Consider the following 21,156-nt stretch of genomic DNA (forward strand, 5'->3'; position numbering starts at 1 on the left):
GATCAGGTGATCTTCGCCAGCGCCTCGGCCTCGTAGGCCGCCGCGAGCTCCTCGGGGATGCGCGACAGGTCGTCGGCCCGGTGGAAGTCGCGCAGGGTGGTGCCGCGGCAGGCGGCGTCCACGTTGGGGGCGGCGGCGCGCGAGCGGACGTCGTCGATGTGGACGGTGCGGAAGTCGATGCTGAACCGGGTCCTGCCGGAGGTGTTGGCGACGGTGGAGTGCAGGTGCGCACCGGAGAACAGCATCATGCCGCCCGGCTCCGGGACGAGCCGCAGCTCGGGGTCGAGGTCGAGCGCCTCCTCCGGCTTGGGCTGCTCCCTGGTGTCGCTGTGGACGTGCTGCGCGGCGGTGGGCCGGCTCACCGCCGTCCATTCCGCGTAGTCGTAGCGCCCGCTGCCGTTGCGCACGGGACGGTCGAAGTACTGCGGGTGCAGGGCGAAGACGTTCTCCGGGACCACCTCGTAGATGGGCATCCACCAGTTGACCTGGCAGAACGGCGCGGAGTACCAGCAGTCCCTGTGCGCGTGGTAGGCGTAGGAGATGCCCGAGTCGAGGTAGTGGTCGGCGGTCGAGGTGCGCAGCCGCGGCACGTCGAAGTACGTCTCGTCCAGCGCCATGCCGAGCTCCTCCAGCAGGGCGCGGATCAGCTTCTTGCTGGTGGGATGATGGATGAAGCGGGGCTTGAGCTCGGCGAGCAGCGCGGCGAAGTCCTCCACCGGCATCTCGTGCTGGGCGGTCTGGGGGTCGCGTGCTCCGAACGCCTCCTCGATCAGCTCGCGGGCGAACTCGATCAGCTTGGTCGAGGCGGGGGTGGCGGAGTAGAGGAACACGTCCCCTTTGAAGATCATTTGGCGCCGAACATCATCCCGAATTCGGCTATTGGTTAATATAACGGACATAGCGAGATTTACCCCCTCGCGTCGTTCTTTTCCTTTCTCTCGCCGGTGCCCGCTTCTTCGTTACAGGGAATTACAGCGGCAATTGTGTCTCGGTGTCCGGACGGGCGACATAGGTCGAGTAGTCGGGGTGGTCGAACCGGTGCAGCGCCTGGATGTTGTCGTTCCAGGGGGCCGGGACCGGGCGCTTGTGCCGCAGGCCGTGGATCGGGGCCAGCTTCATCGCCTTGTTGTCCTCGTTGAACTCCCGGATCGCGCTCAGCTCGCCGACGTAGTCGTTGTGGATGACCTGGTCGTCGTCGCCGACGGTGTCGTCCAGGTAGACGAACACGCGGGGCAGGAAGTAGCGGTGGTCGCCGGCGAACAGCCTGAGCGCCGCCGCCGTCGAGGAGTAGAAGTCCACGTCGATCGAGACGAAGCCGATGGGCGCGGGGTGCTCGCCGTCCAGGAACTCCCCGACGGTGTCCTCGATGTTGCCCAGGATCAGCCGCGCCGCTCCCAGGCGGGCGCGCAGGGCCTCGACGTCCATGACGAAGTCGCCCTCGCGCCAGATGTAGGGCAGGTCGCGGTAGTCGGTGGGCTTGGGCAGGCCGGCGCCGGTGTCGAAGCCGTACACGTCGATCTTGACGCCGGTCGCGGCCGTCGCCAGCGCCGCCATGCGGTTGAGCTCGACCATGCCCGCGCCGCCGGCGACGCCGAACTCGACCACGCTGATCCGGCCGACGCCGAGCCGCCTGGCCAGCTCGGCCGCCTGCTGGACGCCGTACGCGTAGTGCGGCCGCGGATAGAGGTCGAGCGCGCAGCGCAGCTCGTGGGAGCCGAACGGCAGGCGCCGCAGGACGGCCAGCAGGATGCGGCCCGGCTGCATGAGCAGCCGCACGATGCGAATCAGCACGAGGGTTTCACCCTTTCGAGGAGACGAGTCGGGCGGCCAACCCGGCGATCTTGCGGCTGCGGTGCGTCAGCATCTGCTGCTGACGCCGCCAGTACGTGCGCAGCAGCACGGCCCGCGCGCGGGCGCGTTGCTCCGCCGACAGTTCCGTGCCGCCGAGGGCCCGGTGCATGGCCCGGAACTGCAGCGTGGTGGCGAAATGGGCGGTCCAGGCGGGCACGCCGAGCGCCGCGGCGATCCCGGACAGGCGGCGTTCGCGCAGGTTGCGATGGGCCAGCACCCGCGGGACGTGCCCCCAGGGCGCGGTCAGCGCGAGCATGGTGGCGTAGACCTCGTCCTCGCGGATCATCAGCGGTCTGGGCACGGCGGCCACCCGCTCGCGCCGCATCAGCCCGTAGAGGGGGTCGAGGCCGTGGTGCTGGGTCGTGACCACGTCCCACAGCTCGTCGAGGCGGTCGACCGGGTCGTCGGAGAGCATCCGGGTGCCGCGGTAGCGCGGCTCGTGGACGGTCCCGTCCGCGCCGGTGTACCGGACGTCGGAGGTGACCAGGATGAGCCGCTCGTCGGCCAGGAACGGCTCCAGCGTGCGCGAGACGTAGTCGGGTTCGAGCAGGTCGTCGTCGCCCATCCAGCGGAAGAACTCGCCGCGCGCGCGGCGCAGCACCTCCACGAAGTTCCCCACCACGTGCAGGTCGTGGGGCTGGCGGTGGTAGGCGATGCGGTCGTCCTGGCGGGCCAGCTCGCGGCAGAGCTCCTGCGTGCCGTCGGTGGAGGCGTTGTCCGAGATCACGACCTCCAGCTCGGCGTGATCCTGGGCGAGCGCGGAGCGCACGGCCGTCTCCAGCCGGTCCGCGCCGTTGCGTACCGGGATTCCGATGGACACCAGCATCGTCTCTCCTCGGGGTCAGCGCGCGCGGGCGGGCAGCAGCCGCACCAGACGGGCGCTCACTAGGTGGAACTGGTCGCGGGTCACCACGACCAGCACGTACGCCAGCAGTCCGCCGCCGCCGGCCAGGGCGAGCTGGACGAACGGGCTGCCGTGGGTCAGGCTCGCCAGGCCGAGCATGACGGCGGCGCAGACCACCGCCCCGACCGCCGGGCGTACGAGACCGGGCAGCACCGGCCCGAGCCGGACCCCCGCCCGCTGCACGGCGATCATCGCCAGCGGCAGCGCGACCAGCACGGCGGCGGCCGCCTGGCCGATCGCGGCGCCCCGGATGCCGTCGAGGTGCGTGCCGGCGATGACCGCCGGGATCATCGCCGCGGCGTGGCCGAGGTTCATCCAGACGGTCGAGCGGGTGGCGCCCTGGCCGTTCAGGATGTCGAGCGCGAAGGCGGTGAGCATGCGCACCACCATCAGGACCGCCAGGAAGCGCAGCACCCCGGCGGACTGCTCCCACTGCGGGCCGTAGATGAAGATGATCAGCGAGTGCGCCAGCACCGCCATGAACACCGCCAGCGGCAGCACCATGGCGATGAGCAGCGGCACGCTGCGCTGGACGCCGATCGACAGCGACTCCTCGTCCCGCTCGGCCAGCCGGGAGAAGCCGGCGATCGACACCATGCGGATGGCGCTGCCGATGATGCCGGGCACCCAGCTCGACACGTTGAACGCCATCAGGTAGAACCCGAGCCACGCATCGCCCATGATGTTGCCGACGATGATGTAGCCCACGTTGAGCAGCAGGACCTCCAGGGCGATCCCGGCCGCCGAGGGGATCCCGAACCTCAGCAGCCGGCCCGCGACGTTCCGGTCGAACCCCAGCCGGTAGGGCAGCCGGGCGTAGATCAGCATGAAGACGCCGGTGACCACGGCCCCGGCGAGCTGCCCCCAGGCGAAGCTGTAGGCCCCGGCGCCGTTGACCGCGAGCACGATGGCCACCGGCGCGTTGACCAGGAAGCCGGCGAGCACCGCCTTGGCGTTCTTGCCGGTGCGGAACCAGCGCAGCAGGGCCGCGCTGCGCACCGCCGTGACCGCCTCGACCAGGATGACCGCGGTGAGGATGCGCACCACGGTGGTGGCCTCCGCGCTGCCGGCCAGCGCCGAGAAGTACGGCGCCCCGACCCAGAAGATCCCGTACAGGCCGAGCGCGGAGATCATCGTGAGCGTCGTGGCCGTGGGCGCGATGTCCTCCAGCCGGCCGCGCCACTGCACGACGGCCGACATGACGCCGACGTCCTTGACCACCATGACGAACTGGGTGGCCGCGAGCGCGACGGCGTACGTGCCGAAGTCCGCGGGTGCGAGGAGCCGGGCCAGGATCAGCCCGAGGATGAACGAGCCCGCACGGGTGACGAGCGTGCCGAGCAGGCTCCACACCGCCCCTCGACCCGCCTTGCGCCCAATGTCACTGATGTCCGGGCTCGCCTGATCCACCATGCTGTGCCCTACTTTTGCTCGTTGACCCGCTCCAGCCAGATCTCCCGCCAGAACGGGATGAACGCGCGGGGGCAGTTGGACTTGTACACACCGTCGCAGATGATTCCGTCCAAGGCGATGCACGGATTTTTCATCTCAAGTAGCTTTCCGGTCTTCTCGTCGATGCAGCGCTCGACCCGCGCGGTGACCCGGGCGACCTTGCCGCACGACCGGGCCATGTCCTCCTCGAAGCCCAGCCCCCGATTGAACCCCTTGGTGGTGAGCGTGGCGACGATCTCGTCCTTGGACTTGACGCGGACCAGCTCGCCCGGCTGGAGGTCGGTCGTCCCGGTGGGGGCCGGGCCGGTGTGCGGGCCGGGCTGCACGAACCCCCAGTCCAGGCCGCCCCTGAAGCGCAGCGCCCGGGGGAACCTCCTGGACAGCCGCTGGTAGCGGTTGAACAGGCCGAAGAACAACGTCCGGACGGTCGAGGCGATCCCGGCGTTGCCCACCCGGACGTCCGTGACGTACTGGCCCATGCTGCGGAACGGCAGCAGCTCGGGGGCGGCCCGCAGCAGCTCGGTCGCCTGGCAGCGGAACCGTTCCTCGCCGTCCGGCGCGGGCTCCTTGCGGGTGTTGACCTCCAGCAGCGGCAGCAGCGGCCGCTCGGGACGGACCCGCTCCTCGGCCGTGGGCGGCCCGTCGACCTTCCGCAGCCAGGACGTCTTCCAGTAGAGCAGGCAGGCCGTCTGGCAGCCGCCGTGGGCCGTGCCGTCGCAGCGGGAGCCGGTCAGGTGGACGGCGTCCTCCATCTTCCGCATCCCGGTCCTGGTCATCGTGTCGCAGAGCTTGTTGGCCACCTTGTGGACGGTCAGCCGTTGCCCGCAGAACCGCAGCATCTCCGGCATGAACGGGAGGCTGTCCAGCTCTCCGCGCTCATCGAGGGTCGCCAGGATCTCTTCAGCACTGAGAACCTCGACCACGTCGCCGACTTTCAGCGCCAGGCTCAATCCACCCACTCCTTCAGCAGGCCCGCGTTCTGCAGGGCGTTCGCCGCGTCCGCCAATGCCTGGAACGGCAGGTTCGACCGTTCCGCGATGTCGAGCAGGCTGTGCCGCCCGTCGGAAAGGTTGAGCACCCACAACATCGCCATCTGGGCCTGTTTCGTGTCACTGCGGCCGCCCAGCGAGCCGTACAGGCCGCGCGCTCCGAGCTGGGGCTCGCCGTACGGGCTGAGGTTCTGGTAGCGGCGGTTGCCCTCCAGGACCCGCACGGCGCTCCACAGCGTCTCCAGGGTGTCCTCCATGGCCTCGGGCCGCACGAAGTCCGGATCGTCGGCCGAGGTGTGGTACTCCGGGTAACCCCCGTAGGGCGTCCTGGTCAGCGAGCCCACGGGCAGGTCGAACCCCGGCGAGCAGTACTGCCGCTCGTCGTAGCCGTAGGGCGAGAAGTCCAGGAGGGTGTGCGGCCGGTCCTTGAGCACGTGCGCGAAGACCTGGTCGATCTCGGCGTCGCCGCGCCTGCTGCGCTTGTAGGTGATCGTCCCGGCGTCCCCGGCGCAGGCCAGCGTGAGGCCGTGCCTGATCCGGTCCGCGCGCTCGCGGTTGAGCGCCAGCCAGGTGATCGCGCCGATGGTGCCGGGCGCGAACACGAACCGGTAGGTGTACCAGGGGTCGAGGAGCCGCTGGGCCAGCGACACCGCCACCGCCACCCCGGCCAGGTTGTCGTTGGCCAGCGAGGGATGGCACACGTGGCAGGAGATCAGCACCTCCTGCGAGCTGCGGCCCCGGATCACGTGCTCGCCGTAGGTCAGGTGGCCGTCGGCGAGCGTGGAGTCGATCCTGACCTCGTACGGGCCTTCCGCCAGCCCGTCCAGGGTGTTCTGGCTCAGGCAGAAGCCCCAGGTCTCGGCGTAGTAGCTGGTCCGGTACGGCACCAGGTCCGGCTGGCCGGGCAGCGTGTGCAGGCGTCCGCGCAGCTCGGCCAGCGACATGGTGGCCTCGACCGGCGCGCTGTAGCCGACGACGTGCAGGTTGCTCCGCCGGAAGTCGACGACCCGGTTCCCGGCGGCGTCCTTGACGTAGGCGTCGCGGATGTTCCACTCGCGGGGGATCGTCCAGTCGAGCACCTGCGTGCCCGTCGGCACCTCGGTGATCTCCAGCGGGATCGAGCCGCCGATGATCTCCAGGGTGCGGCGCAGGCCGTCGCCGGTGATGCTGCGGCACAGCGGGTAGAGCCGCCGTACCAGGTCGTGCATCTCCGGGCCGGTCATGGCCGCAGGGTGGCGTCGACGGTGCCGGCCTCGCGCCGGTCGGCGAGCCGGGCCAGCCTGGTGAAGCGGCGGTCGAAGTCGTGCCGGGTCAGGCCGTGCTCGCGGTAGGCGTCGATGAGCTCGACGGCGCCCGCCTTGACCGTCCAGCGGGCCTCGTAGCCCAGGGCGGACCTGATCCGGGAGAAGTCGACGCGGTAGGAGCGCGGGTCGGCGCCCGTCTCGCCGGTGATCGTCAGCGTCGAGCCGGGGACGGCCGCGACCACCTCGGCCGCGATCTCGGCCACGGTCACGTTGTTGGCCTCGGTGCCCACGTTGAAGGCCGTCGCGTGCACGGCCTCGCGCGGCGCGGTCAGGGCGGCGGCGAACGCGTCGGCGATGTCCCTGGCGTGCACCAGCGGACGCCACGGGGTGCCGTCGGACAACACCCGGACCTCGCCGGTCAGGTGCGCGTGGCCCACCAGGTTGTTCAGCACGATGTCGGCGCGCAGCCTCGGCGAGAACCCGAAGGCGGTGGCGTTGCGCAGGAACACCGGGGTGAAGTCGTCGTCGGCCAGCGCGGTCAGGTCGTCCTCGACCCGCACCTTCGACTCGGCGTACGGCGTGACCGGGCGCAGCGGGGCCTCCTCGTCCAGCAGGTCCGCGCCGCCGGAGGCGCCGTAGACCGAGCAGGTGGAGGCGTACAGGAAGCGGCGCACGCCCGCGTCCTTGGCCAGCCTGGCCAGCCGTACGGAGGCGTGGTGGTTGATGTCGTAGGTCAGGTCGGGCGCGAGCGCGCCGAGCGGGTCGTTGGACAGGGCGGCCAGGTGGATCACCGCGTCGAACCCGGCGACGTGCTCGGGCCCGGCGTCGCGCAGGTCCACGGCGTGCGCCTCGACCGGCTCGGGCTCGGGCCCGAGCACGCAGTCGGCGAACAGGCCGGAGTCCAGGCCGACGACCTGGTGCCCGGCCTCGGCCAGGACGGGGGCCATCACGCTGCCCAGGTAGCCCTGGTGGCCGGTGAGAAGTACCCGCATCAGTTCTCCAGATCGACGGTCAGCTTGGACACGTGGAACGCCTCGGCGTACCGCGTGTGGCATTCGATGCCCCGGATGCGGGCCAGCCCCAGGAACGCCTCGCGGTCGTACCAGGGGCGGTGCCGCTGCGAGGCGTAGTGGCGCTGGAGCAGGTCCGCCTTGCGCTCGGCCACCTCCGGCGTGAGCGGCTGGTAGACGGCAGGGGCGGCCAGGTCGCCGTCCCACTTGACGATCTCGTAGCCGAGCGTCAGGTGGTCGCGGAAGGCGGTGGGCACCAGCTCGGCCAGCCCCCGGTGGTCCTGGTGGGCGTCGCCGCGCCAGGGCGCCAGGATCAGGCCGGGCTCGGTGCGGGCGCGCAGCTCCTCGACCGCGGCCTTGGCCTCCTCCCAGCGGGCCGGCAGGTAGCCGTCGGGCAGCTTGAGCACGCTCACCCGCAGGTCCGCGCCGGGGCAGAAGTCGGCCAGCGCGGCGCGCTCCTCGTCCTCCCGCTCGGTCCCGCCGCCGGACAGCACCAGCGCGTCCACGCGCACGCCGGGACGGGCGGCGCAGATCGTCAGCAGGCTGCCGCCGGCTCCGATCGCCAGGTCGTCGCAGTGCGCGGCGAGCGCCACGACGGAGGTCACGCCCCCGGGACGCAGTCCGATCACCGGGACCGTTCCCACAGAGCCCACGGGCGCACGCCGCGCGAGTACGCCTCGTCCAGCTCCATGCGCTGGTTGACGGTGTCGGTGGGCCGCCAGTAGCCGCGATGGGGGTAGGCCAGCAGGCGTCCGCGCTTGGCCAGCTCGGCGCAGCCGTCGGCGACCAGGTCGCCGTTCTCAGGGATGTGCTCGAAGATCTCCTGGGTCAGCACGAAGTAGCCGCCGTTGACCCACACCGGCATCTCACTGACCGGCGAGATGCCGCCGACCAGCCCGTTCTCGCCGACGTCCACGCAGTGGAAGGTCTGGGACGGCGGCACCACCATCATCGAGGCGGCCGCGCCGGACTCGGTGAACCGGTCGATGATCTCGGGCAGCGGCGCGTCGGTGAGCACGTCGGCGTAATTGGCGAGGAACACCTCGTCGTCGCCCAGATGGCTGCGGACCCGGCGTAACCGCTCCCCGATCGGGGAGTCCGTCCCGGTCTGCACGAACGAGATGGACCAGTCGGAGATGTCGCTCGACAGCAGCTCGACCTTGCCGCCGCGCAGCACGAAGTCGTTGGAGGTGGCCTCCTGGTAGCCGAGGAAGAAGTCCTTGATGTGGTGGGCGCCGTACCCCAGGCACAGGATGAACTCCTTGTGTCCGAAGTGGGCGTAGTAGCGCATCACGTGCCAGAGCAGTGGTCGCGGACCGACGAGCGCCATCGGTTTGGGCACCTCGCCCGGCACACCGGTCCGCATCCGGGTGCCGAATCCTCCGCAGAACAAGACAACCTTCACACGACCTCCAGGTGTGGGATCGGGAAGACCAGCCGGCCTCCCCATTCGTGCACATAGGAGAGCTGAGCGGTGAGCTCTTCGCGCAGGTTCCACGGCAGGACCAGCACATAGTCCGGACGGTCCTGGGCGATGCGCTCCGGCGGAGCGATCGGGATCCTGGTGCCCGGCGTGAACCTGCCGTGTTTGTACGGATTGCGATCCACGGTGTAGGCCAGCAGATCCGGCCGGACGCCACAGTGGTTGAGCAGCGTGTTGCCCTTGCCCGGCGCGCCGTACCCGGCGACCGTCTTGCCCTCCTCGGCGGCGGTGATCAGGAATCGGAGCAGGTCGCGGCGGACGCGGGCGACCCGCTCCGCGAACCCCGCGTAACCGGAGAGGTCGTGCAGCCCGGCGGCCTTCTCCCTGGCGAGCACGTCGAGCACCCGGCCGGACGGGCTGCCCGAAGGCCGCGCCCACAGCCGGATCGACCCGCCGTGGGTGGGCAGCAGCTCGACGTCGACCAGGGTCAGGCCGCCGCTCGCCAGCGCCCGCTGCGCGGAGGCCACCGTGTAGTACTGGAAGTGCTCGTGGTAGATCGTGTCGTACTGGTTCAGCTCCACGAGCGTGAGCAGGTGCTGGACCTCGATCGAGACCCATCCGTCGTCGGCCACCAGGGCGCGCAGCCCCTTGGTGAAGCCGATGACGTCGGGGATGTGCGCGTAGACGTTGTTGGCCACCACCAGGTCGGCCGGACCGTTCCCGTCCCGCACCGACGCGCCCGTCTCCGGGGTGAGGAACGCGGTGAGCGTCGGCACGCCCTTGTCCTTGGCCGCCTGCCCCACGTTGGCCGACGGCTCGATGCCGAGGCACCGGATGCCGCGTCCGACCACGTGCTGCAGCAGGTAGCCGTCGTTGCTGGCCACCTCGACCACGAACGACGGCTTCAACCGTTCCACGGCCGCGTCGACGAACCGCCGCGCGTGCTCCACCCAGGAGGCAGAAAATGACGCGAAGTAGGCGTATTCGGTGAATGTCTCTTCCGGTGTGATCAACGGCGGGATCTGGGCCAGCCAGCAGCCCGTGCAAACCCGCAGATGAAGGGGATAGGTGAGCTCGGGCTGATCGAGTTGTTCCGCCGTGAGGAAGAGCTCACAGGGCGGTGTCGCCCCGAGATCCACCACGCCGACCAGGTCCGTCGAGCCGCACAACCGGCACGATGTCATCAACAAAGGGCCCCACCCAGAAATGACAAGATTTCCCCCTTTGGAAACCCACAGCCATACTTCGGGTGAGCGGCAATGAGTGTTACAAGTGTCTTCATGAAACGCCTGAGCATCGATGGAGCATTGCTCTACACCCCCCGCATCCTCAGCGATCCCCGGGGCGTTTTCCTGGAAAGCTTCCGCGCCGCCGACCTGCGGGAGGCGACAGGGCGCTCGATCGAGCTGGCCCAGGTCAACTGCTCGGTCTCCGGCCGGGGCGTGCTGCGCGGCATCCACTTCGCCGACGTGCCGCCCGGCCAGGCCAAATACGTCATGTGCGTGGCGGGCGAGGCCCTGGACGTCGTGGTGGACGTCCGCGTGGGCTCGCCGACGTACGGGCGGTGGGAGGCGGTGCGGCTGGACGACGTCTCGCGCCAGGGCATCTTCCTGACCGAGGGGTTGGGTCATGGCTTCATGGCCCTCAGCGAGTCGGCCACGGTCGTCTACCTCTGCTCCTCCCCGTACGACCCGGCCCACGAGCACGGCATCCACCCGCTCGACCCCGACCTCGCCATCGAGTGGCCGATCGACGTGGAGCCGGTCCTGTCGGCGAAGGACGCCGCCGCCCCCACGCTCAAGCAGGCCCGCGACGCGGGGATCCTCCCGTCGTGGTGAGCGTCGTGATCCCGGCCCACAACGAGGCCAAGGTGCTCGGCCGGCTGCTGGACGGCCTGCTCGGCGACGCTGCGCCCGGCGAGTTCGACGTGGTGGTCGTGGCCAACGGCTGCACCGACGGCACGGCGGAGGTGGCCCGGCCGTACGACGTCCGGGTGCTGACCACGCCCGTCCCGTCCAAGAGCGCGGCGCTGCGCCTGGGCGACGCGGCCGCCCGCGGCTACCCCCGCCTGTACGTGGACGCCGACATCGAGCTCAGCACGGCCTCGGCGCGCGCGCTGGCGGCCGTGCTGGCCGCGCCGGACGGGCCGCTCGCCGCCGCGCCGGAGCGGGACCTGACGCTGGCCGACCGCCCGTGGCCGGTGCGCGCCTACTACGCGATCTGGACGCGGCTGCCGCACGTCCGCGCCGGGCTGTTCGCCCGGGGCGTGATCGCGGTGAACGGCGCGGGCAACGAGCGGCTGCGCGCGCTGCCGCCGGTGATGGCCGACGACCTGACCGCCTCGCTGGCGTTCACGCCCGGCGAACGCGTGATCGTCGGCACCGCCCGCGTGGTGATCCATCCGCCGCGCACGGTCGCCGACCTGCTGCGCCGCCGGGTCCGCGCCATGACCAGCGTCACCGAGCTGGAGCGGACCTCGGCCGGCGCGGGCGAGCGCACCGGCCCGCGCGACCTGGCGGCCATCGTGGCGAAGGAGCCGCGCCTGGCGGGCGCGGCGGTGGTCTTCGCCGCGATGGCCGTGCTGGCCAGGCGGCGGGCCGCCCGCGCGATCCGCGCGGGCGACTACACCACCTGGCTGCGCGACGAGAGCAGCCGGAGCTAGCTGACCGGCGTGTTCATGTCGGTGCCGATCTGGGCCCGGGTGAGCACCTTGTTGTAGATCCGCACCTCGTCGATCAGGCCGCTGAAGTAGTCACCCGAACCGCTGTTCCCGCCGATCCGCAGCGGGCTCGTACCGATGCGCAGGTCGCCGCCCGTGGGGTTGGTGGCCACCTCCACGCCGTTGACGTAGAACCGCAGCGTGGAGCCGTCGTAGGTGGCGGCCACGTGGCTCCAGGCGTTCAACGTCAGGTAGTTCGGCGCCTGAGCGTTCACCCCCGAGGAGGTGTGGATGAAGGCCGACGGGCTGCCGTTGCTGCCGCTGCTCATGATCGCCCAGGCGAGGTCCGCGCCGAACTCCTTCATCAGCACCGTCCGCCAGCCGTCCATGCTGGACGGGCGCACCCACGCCTCCAGCGTCATGGCGTCGGTCAGGTGCAGCGAGGCGGAGTCGGCCACGGTCACCCAGCTCGACGTGCCGTTGAACGACAACGCCTGGCCGTACTTGCCGGCCACCCAGGTCGCCGCGGTGGCGGTGCCGTTGTTGCCGGCGCCGGAGGAGTCGGCGACGGCCGTGCCGCTGCTCGCGTTCATGCCGTACGCGGCCACCAGGCCGCTGACGGCGGGCGGCTGGGTCACGACCGCCGACACCTCGTTGGACGGCGGCCCGGTGTTGCTGGCGGCGTCGAAGGCCACCACCCGGTAGTAGTACGTGCCCGGCGCGACCCCCGAGTCGACGAACGCCGGCCCGCCGGTCGAGCCCACCTGGTTGGCCCCCGACGGGGTGAACCCCGCGGTCGAGGAGCGGTGGACGGTGTACCCGGTCACCCCGACGTTGTCGGTCGCGGGCGTCCAGACGAGCTGCGCGCTGCCCGGGCCGCCGGTCGCGGTCAGCGGGCCGGGCGCGGTCGGCGGCGTGGTGTCGGGCGGTCCCTGGGGGCCGACGGGGGTGTTCATGTCGGTGGCGATCTGCGCCGGGGTGAGCGCCCGGTCGTAGATCCGCACCTCGTCGATCAGGCCGCTGAAGTGCTCGCCGGAGCCGCTGTTCCCGCCGATCCGCAGCGGGCCCGTCCCGGTGCGCAGGTTGCCGTACATCGAGGTGCCGCCCACCTCGCTGCCGTTCACGTACAGCCGCAGCCGGCTGCCCTCGTAGGTCGCCGCCACGTGGCTCCACGTGTTCAGCGGCAGGTTGCCCGGCGCCTGCGCGTTCGTACCCGCGAAGGTGTGGACGAACGCCGCCGGGCCGCTGCCGCCGCTGGCCATGAGCGCCCAGTCCAGGTCGGCGCCGAACTCCTTCATCAGCACCGTCCGCCAGCCCGTCACGCTGGTCGGGCGCACCCACGCCTCCAGCGTCATCCCGCCGGTCAGGTGCAGCGAGGCCGAGTCGGCCACGGTCACCCAGCTCGACGTGCCGTCGAACGACAACGCCTTGCCGAACCTGCCGCTCGTGCTCCACGTGGTGCTCGCCGCCGTCCCGGCGTTGCCCTTGCCGGAGGAGTCGGCGACCGCCGTGCCCGCGCCCTCGTTCATCCCGTACGCGGCCACCAGCCCGTCGGGCCCCTGGGCCCGCTCGAAGGTGGCCGTGTAGGTCACGCCGGTGGCCGGGGCGGTGATGTCGTGGCTGACCGCGCCGCCGTCGGACCAGGAGGCGAAGGTGTGGGTGAAGCCGTCCGCGCTCTGCGGCGACGGCGCGGAGATCGAGTTGTGGGAGCCCACGATCACCGTCCTGGTGAAGGGGGTCACGGACTGCTCGCTGTTGAAGCCGATCTGCAGGCCGGAAGGCGAGGTCTCGAAGCCGACGTTCACCGTCTTCGGCTGCAGCACCACGCTCTTGATGTCGGTGAGGCCCTGCGCGTCCGTCGCGGTCAGGGAGAGCTTCAGGTAGGAGGGGTATTCGTGGTCGGGCGCGACGAACGTGCCGCTGGTGCCGGTGGTCGAGGTGATCTCGTGCTCGTGGCAGGTGAGCGGGCAGTGCATCAGGCTCAGCTTCCACACCATCCGCGAGCCGGGGATGGTCCCCTCCTGGGCGTCGGTGGCGGAGCCCGAGTAGGCGATCGTGTCGCCGACCGCCCAGGTGAGCCCGGTGGACGGCGTGTTGATCGTCGCCTGCGGCGAGGTGTTGCCCACGTTGATCGTGACGGTGGCGTCCCCCTGCCCACCATGGCCGTCGCTCGCCCGCAGCCGCACGACGTAGGAGCCGCGCTGGCTGTAGGTGAAGGACGGCGCGGTCGCGGTGGAGTCGTCGAGCTCGCCGTCGCCGTCCAGGTCCCACTGGAAGGTCAGCGGGTCGCCGTCGGCGTCGCTGGAGTCGGCGGCGGTGAAGTTCACCGTGAGGGGTTCGACGCCGGCGGTGGCGCTCGCCCTGATGACGGCCGACGGCGGGTGGTTGGCGTAGATGTAGCGGACGATCTGCCCGTTGGTGTAGTCGACCGCGAACAGGTCGCCGCCGGGGCCGGTCTGCACCTCCACGGCGGGCATCCCGGAGTCGAACGTGGTCACCGTGGCCGGGTCGGGCAGGCCGTTCGCGCCCTTGGTCATGACCCAGACGCACGACCTGCTGAAGTCGGAGAAGAACAGCGCGCCGTCGTAGGCGTGCGGGTAGGAGCCGCCCTCGTAGAACGCGACGCCGCTGGAGGACGATCCGCCTGACGGGCACGGGTCGTTCGGCGCGGGCTTGGAGGCGTGGTTCCAGGCGAAGTACGGCTGCGTCACGGCCGACGGGCCCGCCGCGTACAGGTTCTCGCAGAGCGTCAGGTTCAGGTTGTCGTAGCCGCCCTGCCGGGCCGGGCCCTCGTAGCAGGGCCAGCCGAAGTTGCTGACCGGGCCGGTGGGCGAGGCGATCCGGTTGATCTCCTCGTAGGTGTTCCAGCCGACCTCGCCCGCCCAGATCTCGTTCGTGCCGGGCCGTACGGTGATGCGGAACGGGTTGCGCTGGCCGTAGGCGATGATCCTGGCCGCGTTGGGGTCGCTGCTGCCCGCGTTCGGGTTGCCGGGGGCGGCCGCGCCGGTGTCCGGATCGACCCTGATGATGCTGCCGTTCAGGCCCGCCGGGTCGCCGCCGGTGCGCAGGTCCTGCGAGCGCAGCGCGCCGCCCTCGGCGGCCGGCGGGCTGAGCGCGGTGCCCACGGGCGAGGGCGGGTCGCCGCAGGGGTTGTCCGGCGTGACGTCGGAGCTGGTCACGTTGTCCTGGCCGTAGTCGGCGAAGTTGAAGCTGGCGCCGTCGCCGCCGCTGGCGTAGAGCATGCCGTCGGGGCCGAACGCCAGGTCGCCGACGGAGTGGCTGGGGTGCTGCTGGCACCAGCCGGTGATCAGCGGCGTCTCGGCGACCGAGCCGCCCGAGGGCGCCAGCACGGACAACCGCCCGGTGATCAGGCAGCCGTCACCGGTCGCGCCGGGCGGGGTCGGGCACGGGTCGGCGCTCACGCCCGCGGCGCCCCAGCGCGGCGCGCTGCCGCCGGGCACCGCGTCGTAGGAGTACAGCACGTAGATGCGCGGGTCGGCCGGGAAGTCCGGGTGCAGGGCCAGGCCGAGGAGCCCGCGGTCCCAGAAGTTGTGCACCTGCGTGCGCAGGTCGGCGTAGATCGTCGGCGTGGTGTCGGTGAGTGAGTCGAAGACCTTGATCAGGCCGCTCTTCTCGGCGACGAACACCCGGCCGTCCGAGGCGAACTCGATGTTGGTCGGATTGGTCAGGCCGCTGAAGACCACCTGTCTTTGGAAGCTGCCCGGCAGTGCCTGCGCGGGCGGCGGCGCGACGATCGCCAGCCCGGTCGTGATCAGCAGGACGGAAAAAAGCGCATGGCGAAGCCGCCGTAACACGGGAACCCCCTTGAAACGGAAAAATCCCCCGAGCCCTGGATCGATCTATCGCACCGATCCAGGGCTAAGTCACGCGCTTTGTCCGCATCTGGCCAGCCACGCGTACAGCAACCACCCCAGCTCGTACGGCCGGCACTCCCGGTCCACGGCGACCGGCGGGTAGACCCGGTCCAGGACGCCGAGCCGCATCTCCTTGTGCACCCCCGTCGCCATCGCCCGCAGCCCGCGCACCAGCTTGCGCGGATCGGCCCTGGCCTCCTTCCGCCAGGTCAGCGCCAGGTCGTCGAGCACGAACGAGGGCCGCTCGATCATCCAGTCGAGCCCCTTGGAGATCTCCGCCACGTACGCCGTGCCGCCCGCGTCGGCCAGGTCCAGCAGCGCCATCGGCCCCATGGAGAGCTGGTGCACGCTGTACACCGGATACCCCTCCACCACCGAGCCGGTACGGGCGTCGTAGTGCCACCACCACTCCCCCTCCGGCCCCTGCGCCCGGCAGATGCCCGCGGCCACCTGCTCGGCGGCCCGCAGCGCCTCGGCGTCCCCGGTGGCGGCGTGCAGCCGGGCCAGCGCCTGCAGCGGGTAGACCTGGTCGGCGAAGCAGCCCACGTGGGCCCGGTAGCGCGGCACCAGCGGGCCGCGGCCGAGCGCGTGCGGGTAGAGCCGGTTGCCGGCCAGCCCGCCGAGCAGCCGCTCGCGGGCGCGTTCGGCCCGGCCGTCGCGCACCCCGGCCGCGACCAGGGCGGCCAGCACCCACGCCGCCTCGACGGTGTGGATCTGCCCACCCGCGTCCAGCTCGGCCAGGCGGCTCAGGGCCAGGTCGAGGTCGGCGTGCCCGGCCTCGGCCGCCGCCCAGCAGATCAGCGCCGCGTCGCCGGCGCCGCTCACCTCTGGAAGCCGCTTGACCAGGTTCCCCACCAGGTCGAGGACGTCGTCGCCGGCCAGCGCCGCCCGCTGCCGGGCCTCCTCCAGGGTGGCCACGCCGAGCGCGACGATCGCGGAGTAGCGGATGCTGCGCCCCTCGGGCACGGCCGTCCACGTGCCGTCGGGCTGTCGCCGGCCCCGGCGGGTGAAGACGAAGCCGCCGTCGGCGTAGCCGGGGGGCAGGCCGCGTACCGACAGGTCCAGCATGCCCCGCACGAAGTCCTGGTGGCCGGAGCTCAGCAGAGCGATCCGGTGATCCGTCACGTCGTCTCCTCGATCCTGCGTCTGACACCGGCCCACTCCCTGACCACCAGGAGCAGGAAACTGCCGTTGGTGCGCACGTAGCGCGGCCCGAGCCGCAGCGGCTCCTGGAGCATGCGGTAGAGCCACTCCAGCCCTAATCGCTGCCAGCGCACCGGCGCCCTGCGGGTACGCCCGGCCAGCACGTCGAACGAGCCGCCCACGCCGTGGATGATCCGCGCCCCGGTGCGCTCGCCCCACTCGCGGATGAAGATCTCCTTCTTCGGCGAGGTGATGCCCAGGAACAGCAGGTCGGCCCGCGAGGCGGCGATCTCGGCGGCGACCTCGGCCGACTCCTCCGGCGCGAAGTAGCCGTCGCGGGAGCCGGCGACGGCCAGCCCCGGGTAGCGGGTGCGCACCTCGTCCAGCACCCCGGCCAGCACCTCACCGGTCGCGCCCAGGAAGTACGCCCGGTAGCCGCGCCGGTCGCCCTCGGCCATCAGCTCGGTGAACAGGTCGATGCCCGCCACCCGCTCGGGGATCCGGTGACCGAGCGCCCGCGCCGCCCAGACCACCGCCTGCCCGTCGGCCAGCACGAGGTCGCTGTCCAGCACCGACTGGCGCAGGGCGGCGTCCGCGCGCATGTTGACGACCTTGGCGGCGTTCACCACGCCGATGGTCAGCCTGCCGCCCTCCGCGACGGCCGCCACGCAGCGGGCGATCACCTGGTTCATGGTGAGGGCGTCCAGCACGGTGCCGAACACCGTCTTCCGCTCCGGCAACCTCGTCATCCGTCCCCCTGGGTGTCCATGACATATCGGTCTCAGCTCCGGAAACGTCACATCAAGGAAGGACCAGCTCGGTGAGCGTGGCCCGGTGGTCGGTCCGCGGCACCCGCAGGGTCTGGAAGCTCCGGACCGCGATCCGCCGGTCGGCCAGCACGTGGTCGATGGCCACCTTCGGGAACAGCCGCGGCTGCTCGTAGTAGGGCCAGGTCATGGAGAGCCCCTTTCCGGTGACGTCGGCGGCGTCCCGGTAGCCGGTGGCGATCAGGTCGCGCAGCACCGCGTGGTCGAGCGTGGAGTTGAAGTCCCCGGCCAGGATCCGCAGGCGGCCGCCGGCGGGCGGCAGCGCCCGGATGCTCGACGCCCAGCAGGCCGTGCGCCAGCCCTCCGAGGGCGCGCACGCGTGCACGGCGACGATCTCGGCCTCCCGCCCGCCCGGCAGCGTGACGACGGCGGGCAGGTGGCGCGGGCTCTCCTCGAAGGGCGGCGCCGCGATCGGCGAGTCCGCGGCCCGCAACGGGTACCGCGAGTAGATCGCCGCCCCCGACGAGTCCTCCCCCGGCAGCACGATCCGGTACGGCAGCAGCCGCGTCAGCCCCAGCTCCTCCACCCGCTCCCGCATCAGGCCGGTGAACTCCAGCAGGTGCAGCACGTCGGGCCGCTCGCGCTCGACCGTCTCCACCAGCACCGGCGGCAGCACGGAGGAGTGCAGCAGGTTGACCGCCAGCACCCGCAGCACCGGCCCGGCGGCCGGCGGGTTGCCTTCGGGCACCGCGCGCGGCACGACGGCCACCGCGAACGCGCAGGTCACGGCGAGCGCGGCGGCGATCAGCGCCCCGGCGCGCAGGTAGAGCGCGAACGCCAGCGGCACCACCGACAACGCCGCCGCGTACGGCGTGAACGACACGAGCTGCGACCACAGGAACTTCGGCTCCCACCCGAGCAGCCGCAGCCCCGCCCAGCCCGCGAGGCCCGCCACCATGATCCACAGCACCGCGCCGCCTACGCGACGCCGCACCGGCGCCCGCGGGTCAGCACCGGCCAGGCCGCGCGCAGCGCCTGGCGCCAGTGCCGGATCGGCTCTCCCTTCGTGTGCGCGAGCACGCTGTTGGCCGGCCGCCGGGCCGGCCGGGGGAAGCCCGCCGAGCTCACCGGGCGCACCCGGTCCGGGTCCAGGCCGAGCAGCGTGAAGATCTCCTTGGCCAGGCCGCACCATGTCGTCTCCCCGGAGCTGGTGCCGTGGTAGACGCCCGGCGGCAGCTCGGAGCGCGCCAGCCGTACCAGATAGTCGGCCAGGTCGGCGGTCCACGTCGGCTGGCCGTGCTGGTCGTCGACCACGTCCACGGTGTCGCGCTCGGCCGCCAGCCTGATCATGGTCCGGACGAAGTTGGGGCCGGCCGCGCCGTACAGCCAGGCGCTGCGCACCACGTGGTGCCCGTGCTCCAGCGCCGCCCGCTCGCCGGCGAGCTTGGTCCTGCCGTACGCGTTCACCGGCGCGGTCGGCGCGTCCTCCGGGTACGGGCCCGGCGCGGTGCCGTCGAAGACGTAGTCGGTGGAGACGTGCACGAGCCGCGCCCCGGCCCGCGCGCAGCTCGCGGCCAGCCAGCCCACCGCGTGCCCGTTGATCTCCAGTGCCTCGTCCTCGTGGGTCTCGGCGTCGTCCACGGCGGTCCAGGCGGCGCAGTTGACCACCACGCCCGGCCGGTAGGCGGCGACGAAGTCGCGCACCGCGCGCCGGTCGCACAGGTCGAGCTCGGACCGGGCGAGCGCGAGCACCGGCTCGCCGGTCAGCGCGGCCCGTTCCAGGACGTCGGCGGCCAGCATCCCGCCGCCGCCCGTGACGAGCCACCTCATGGCAGGCGCCCGGTCACGCGGGCCACCAGTCGCGGTGCTCGGCGTACCAGCGGATGGTGTCCTTCAACCCCTGGTCGAACGGGATCTCCGGGCGGTAGCCGAGCTTGCGCAGCTTGCTGTCGTCCAGGGAGTACCGGCGGTCGTGGCCCTTGCGGTCCTCGACGTGGCGCACCGAGTCCCAGTCGCGGCCGCAGGCTTCGAGCAGGCGGGCGGTCAGCTCCTTGTTCGTCAGCTCGGCGGTGCCGGCGATGTGGTAGATCTCGCCGGGTTCGCCCTTCTCGGCGACCAGGCGGATGCCGGCGCAGTGGTCCTCGGCGTGGATCCAGTCGCGCACGTTCCCGCCGTCGCCGTACAGCGGGACCGGGCGGCCGCGCAGCAGGTTCGTGACGAACAGCGGGATCAGCTTCTCCGGGTACTGCCGGGGGCCGTAGTTGTTGCCGCAGCGGGTGATCGACACGTTCAGGCCGTAGGTGATCGCGTACGAGCGGGCGATCAGGTCGCCGCCCGCCTTGCTGGCCGCGTACGGCGAACGCGGGCGCACCGGCGCGGACTCGTCCCAGGAGCCGATGTCGATCGACCCGTAGACCTCGTCCGTCGAGACCTGGACGACCTTGGGCGTGCCCGCCTCCAGGCACGCCTGCAGCAGCGTCTGGGTGCCGAGCACGTTGGTCCGCATGAACTCGGCGGCGGCGCCCTCGATCGACCGGTCGACGTGGGACTCGGCGGCGAAGTTCACCACCAGGTCGTGCCCGGGGACGACCTCGCGCAGCAGCTCGGCGTCGCAGATGTCGCCGTGGACGAACTCGTGCCGCACCCCTTCGAGGTTGGCCCGGTTCCCCGCGTAGGTGAGCTTGTCGAGGACCGTGACGTACGCGTCGTGCAGCCCCCGGACGAAGTGGGAGCCGATGAATCCCGCGCCGCCGGTCACCAGAATTCTTGTCATGTAGTGATCTGTACCTTGCTGTGATCGCCCAGCACGAGACGGTGGGCTCTGGGCGTGTTGGGCGCTCGGGTGACCTCGACGTCGTGGCCGATCAGTGACGCCTCGATCCGGCCGACGCCGTCGATGGACGCCCGGGGCAGCAGGATCGAGTATTCGATCTCGCTGCCGGTGACCACGCACGACGCGCCGACCGAGGTGAACGGCCCGACGTAGCTGTCCTGGACGCGCGCTCCCCGGCCGATGATCGCCGGGCCGACCACGCGGGAGCGCTCGACCACCGCGTCCGGCTCGACCACGACCCGGCCGATCAGCTCGCTGGCCTCGTCGACCCGCCCGCGCACGCCGGGCTCGACCGACTCCAGGACCAGCCGGTTGACCTCCAGCATGTCGGTGACGTTGCCGGTGTCCTTCCAGTATCCCGAGATCACCGACGACTCCACGCGCAGCCCGGCCTCGATCAGCCACTGGATGGCGTCGGTGATCTCCAGCTCTCCCCGCCACGACGGCTTGAGCTCGGCGACGGCGGCGTGGATCGCCGGGCTGAACAGGTACACGCCGACCAGCGCCAGGTCGCTCTTGGGCCGGGCCGGCTTCTCCTCCAGACCGACCACCCGGCCCTTCGCGTCCAGCTCGGCGACCCCGAACTGGCCGGGATCGCCGACCCTGGTCAGCATGATCTGCGCGGCGGGCCGCTCCCTGGCGAACCGGTCCACCAGGTCGTTGATGCCGCCGACGACGAAGTTGTCGCCCAGGTACATGACGAAGTCGTCGTCGCCGAGGAACTCGCGGGCGATCAGCACGCCGTGGGCCAGCCCGAGCGGCGCCTCCTGGCGGAGGTAGGTGACCTGCAGCCCGAACGCCGAGCCGTCCCCCACGGCCGTCTCGATCTCCGCCTGCGTGTCCCCGACCACCAGGCCGAGCTCCCGGATCCCGGCCGCCGCGATGGCCTCCAGCCCGTAGAACAGGACCGGCTTGTTGGCGACGGGGACCAGCTGCTTGGCCGAGGTGTGCGTGATGGGCCGGAGCCGTGTGCCCGACCCTCCGGCGAGCACGAGTGCCTTCACTG

19 protein-coding genes are annotated in these 21,156 nt (G+C 71.5%); 2 read left to right on the plus strand and 17 right to left on the minus strand.

Translation table 11 applies throughout. The features are described from left to right. Nucleotides 1–2: 2 nt before the first annotated feature. The 10 genes from ACWCSD_RS00340 to ACWCSD_RS00385 all read right to left on the minus strand — a co-directional run bounded on the left by ACWCSD_RS00340 (nucleotide 3) and on the right by ACWCSD_RS00385 (nucleotide 10,057). The gene (locus tag ACWCSD_RS00340) at nucleotides 3–848 is read right to left on the minus strand and encodes a hypothetical protein (protein WP_449912152.1); all 846 of its coding nucleotides are present in this window, start codon (nucleotides 846–848) and stop codon (nucleotides 3–5) included. Between the two features lie 121 nt (nucleotides 849–969). Beyond that, complete coding sequence (locus ACWCSD_RS00345) at nucleotides 970–1,791, minus strand: hypothetical protein (RefSeq protein ID WP_397154485.1); 822 nt, start codon at nucleotides 1,789–1,791, stop codon at nucleotides 970–972. Nucleotides 1,792–1,798: 7 nt separating this feature from the next. Further along, nucleotides 1,799–2,677, minus strand: coding sequence for a glycosyltransferase family 2 protein (locus tag ACWCSD_RS00350; RefSeq protein ID WP_358290065.1), 879 nt, complete (start codon nucleotides 2,675–2,677; stop codon nucleotides 1,799–1,801). A gap of 15 nt (nucleotides 2,678–2,692) precedes the next feature. Beyond that, the gene (locus ACWCSD_RS00355) at nucleotides 2,693–4,168 is read right to left on the minus strand and encodes an oligosaccharide flippase family protein (RefSeq protein WP_397154488.1); all 1,476 of its coding nucleotides are present in this window, start codon (nucleotides 4,166–4,168) and stop codon (nucleotides 2,693–2,695) included. An 8-nt stretch (nucleotides 4,169–4,176) separates the two neighbouring features. Further along, a complete protein-coding gene (locus tag ACWCSD_RS00360) occupies nucleotides 4,177–5,166 on the minus strand; it encodes a hypothetical protein (RefSeq protein WP_449912156.1) in 990 nt (329 codons plus the stop codon). Then, nucleotides 5,154–6,419: a DUF4910 domain-containing protein gene (locus tag ACWCSD_RS00365; protein ID WP_449912158.1), complete on the minus strand. Its 1,266-nt coding sequence runs from the start codon at nucleotides 6,417–6,419 to the stop codon at nucleotides 5,154–5,156. Before ACWCSD_RS00365 ends, ACWCSD_RS00360 begins: the two co-directional genes overlap by 13 nt. Further along, nucleotides 6,416–7,432: an NAD-dependent epimerase/dehydratase family protein gene (locus ACWCSD_RS00370; RefSeq protein ID WP_397213721.1), complete on the minus strand. Its 1,017-nt coding sequence runs from the start codon at nucleotides 7,430–7,432 to the stop codon at nucleotides 6,416–6,418. Before ACWCSD_RS00370 ends, ACWCSD_RS00365 begins: the two co-directional genes overlap by 4 nt. Next, the gene (locus ACWCSD_RS00375; RefSeq protein ID WP_352364726.1) at nucleotides 7,432–8,079 is read right to left on the minus strand and encodes a PIG-L deacetylase family protein; all 648 of its coding nucleotides are present in this window, start codon (nucleotides 8,077–8,079) and stop codon (nucleotides 7,432–7,434) included. The genes ACWCSD_RS00370 and ACWCSD_RS00375 overlap by 1 nt, the downstream gene beginning before the upstream one ends. Further along, entirely contained in the window at nucleotides 8,076–8,855 is a 780-nt protein-coding gene (locus ACWCSD_RS00380) for a sugar phosphate nucleotidyltransferase (protein WP_364327144.1), read from the minus strand. Before ACWCSD_RS00380 ends, ACWCSD_RS00375 begins: the two co-directional genes overlap by 4 nt. Beyond that, nucleotides 8,852–10,057 (minus strand): class I SAM-dependent methyltransferase, encoded by a 1,206-nt coding sequence (locus ACWCSD_RS00385; RefSeq protein WP_449912250.1) that lies wholly within the window; start codon nucleotides 10,055–10,057, stop codon nucleotides 8,852–8,854. Before ACWCSD_RS00385 ends, ACWCSD_RS00380 begins: the two co-directional genes overlap by 4 nt. A gap of 96 nt (nucleotides 10,058–10,153) precedes the next feature. Here ACWCSD_RS00385 and rfbC point away from each other — a divergent pair, with 96 nt between their 5' ends. Together rfbC and ACWCSD_RS00395 are read left to right on the plus strand one after the other, a co-directional pair. Then, on the plus strand, nucleotides 10,154–10,711 hold the full coding sequence (gene rfbC / locus ACWCSD_RS00390; protein WP_387678202.1) for a dTDP-4-dehydrorhamnose 3,5-epimerase: 558 nt from the start codon (nucleotides 10,154–10,156) through the stop codon (nucleotides 10,709–10,711). Further along, the gene (locus tag ACWCSD_RS00395; RefSeq protein WP_397154499.1) at nucleotides 10,705–11,535 is read left to right on the plus strand and encodes a glycosyltransferase; all 831 of its coding nucleotides are present in this window, start codon (nucleotides 10,705–10,707) and stop codon (nucleotides 11,533–11,535) included. Before rfbC ends, ACWCSD_RS00395 begins: the two co-directional genes overlap by 7 nt. On the opposite strand, the gene ACWCSD_RS00400 is transcribed toward ACWCSD_RS00395, so the two are convergent. The 7 genes from ACWCSD_RS00400 to ACWCSD_RS00430 form a co-directional block, all read right to left on the minus strand. After that, complete coding sequence (locus tag ACWCSD_RS00400; RefSeq protein WP_449912163.1) at nucleotides 11,532–15,347, minus strand: LamG-like jellyroll fold domain-containing protein; 3,816 nt, start codon at nucleotides 15,345–15,347, stop codon at nucleotides 11,532–11,534. The genes ACWCSD_RS00395 and ACWCSD_RS00400 overlap by 4 nt on opposite strands. A gap of 69 nt (nucleotides 15,348–15,416) precedes the next feature. Further along, nucleotides 15,417–16,532: a hypothetical protein gene (locus ACWCSD_RS00405; protein WP_449912165.1), complete on the minus strand. Its 1,116-nt coding sequence runs from the start codon at nucleotides 16,530–16,532 to the stop codon at nucleotides 15,417–15,419. Then, a complete protein-coding gene (locus ACWCSD_RS00410) occupies nucleotides 16,529–17,299 on the minus strand; it encodes a WecB/TagA/CpsF family glycosyltransferase (RefSeq protein WP_449912167.1) in 771 nt (256 codons plus the stop codon). The genes ACWCSD_RS00405 and ACWCSD_RS00410 overlap by 4 nt, the downstream gene beginning before the upstream one ends. Nucleotides 17,300–17,351: 52 nt before the next feature. Beyond that, nucleotides 17,352–18,311 carry an endonuclease/exonuclease/phosphatase family protein gene (locus ACWCSD_RS00415; RefSeq protein WP_397154507.1) on the minus strand — a complete coding sequence of 320 codons (960 nt, stop codon included), beginning with the start codon at nucleotides 18,309–18,311 and terminating at the stop codon, nucleotides 17,352–17,354. Further along, nucleotides 18,296–19,147: a dTDP-4-dehydrorhamnose reductase gene (gene rfbD / locus ACWCSD_RS00420; RefSeq protein WP_449912169.1), complete on the minus strand. Its 852-nt coding sequence runs from the start codon at nucleotides 19,145–19,147 to the stop codon at nucleotides 18,296–18,298. The genes ACWCSD_RS00415 and rfbD overlap by 16 nt, the downstream gene beginning before the upstream one ends. 13 nt (nucleotides 19,148–19,160) lie before the next feature. Next, nucleotides 19,161–20,090, minus strand: a complete 930-nt coding sequence (rfbB, locus tag ACWCSD_RS00425) for a dTDP-glucose 4,6-dehydratase (RefSeq protein WP_352364744.1) — start codon at nucleotides 20,088–20,090, stop codon at nucleotides 19,161–19,163. Further along, the gene (locus tag ACWCSD_RS00430; RefSeq protein WP_397154511.1) at nucleotides 20,087–21,154 is read right to left on the minus strand and encodes a glucose-1-phosphate thymidylyltransferase; all 1,068 of its coding nucleotides are present in this window, start codon (nucleotides 21,152–21,154) and stop codon (nucleotides 20,087–20,089) included. The genes rfbB and ACWCSD_RS00430 overlap by 4 nt, the downstream gene beginning before the upstream one ends. Nucleotides 21,155–21,156 lie beyond the last annotated feature (2 nt).

The organism is Nonomuraea sp. NPDC001684 (assembly GCF_053596515.1).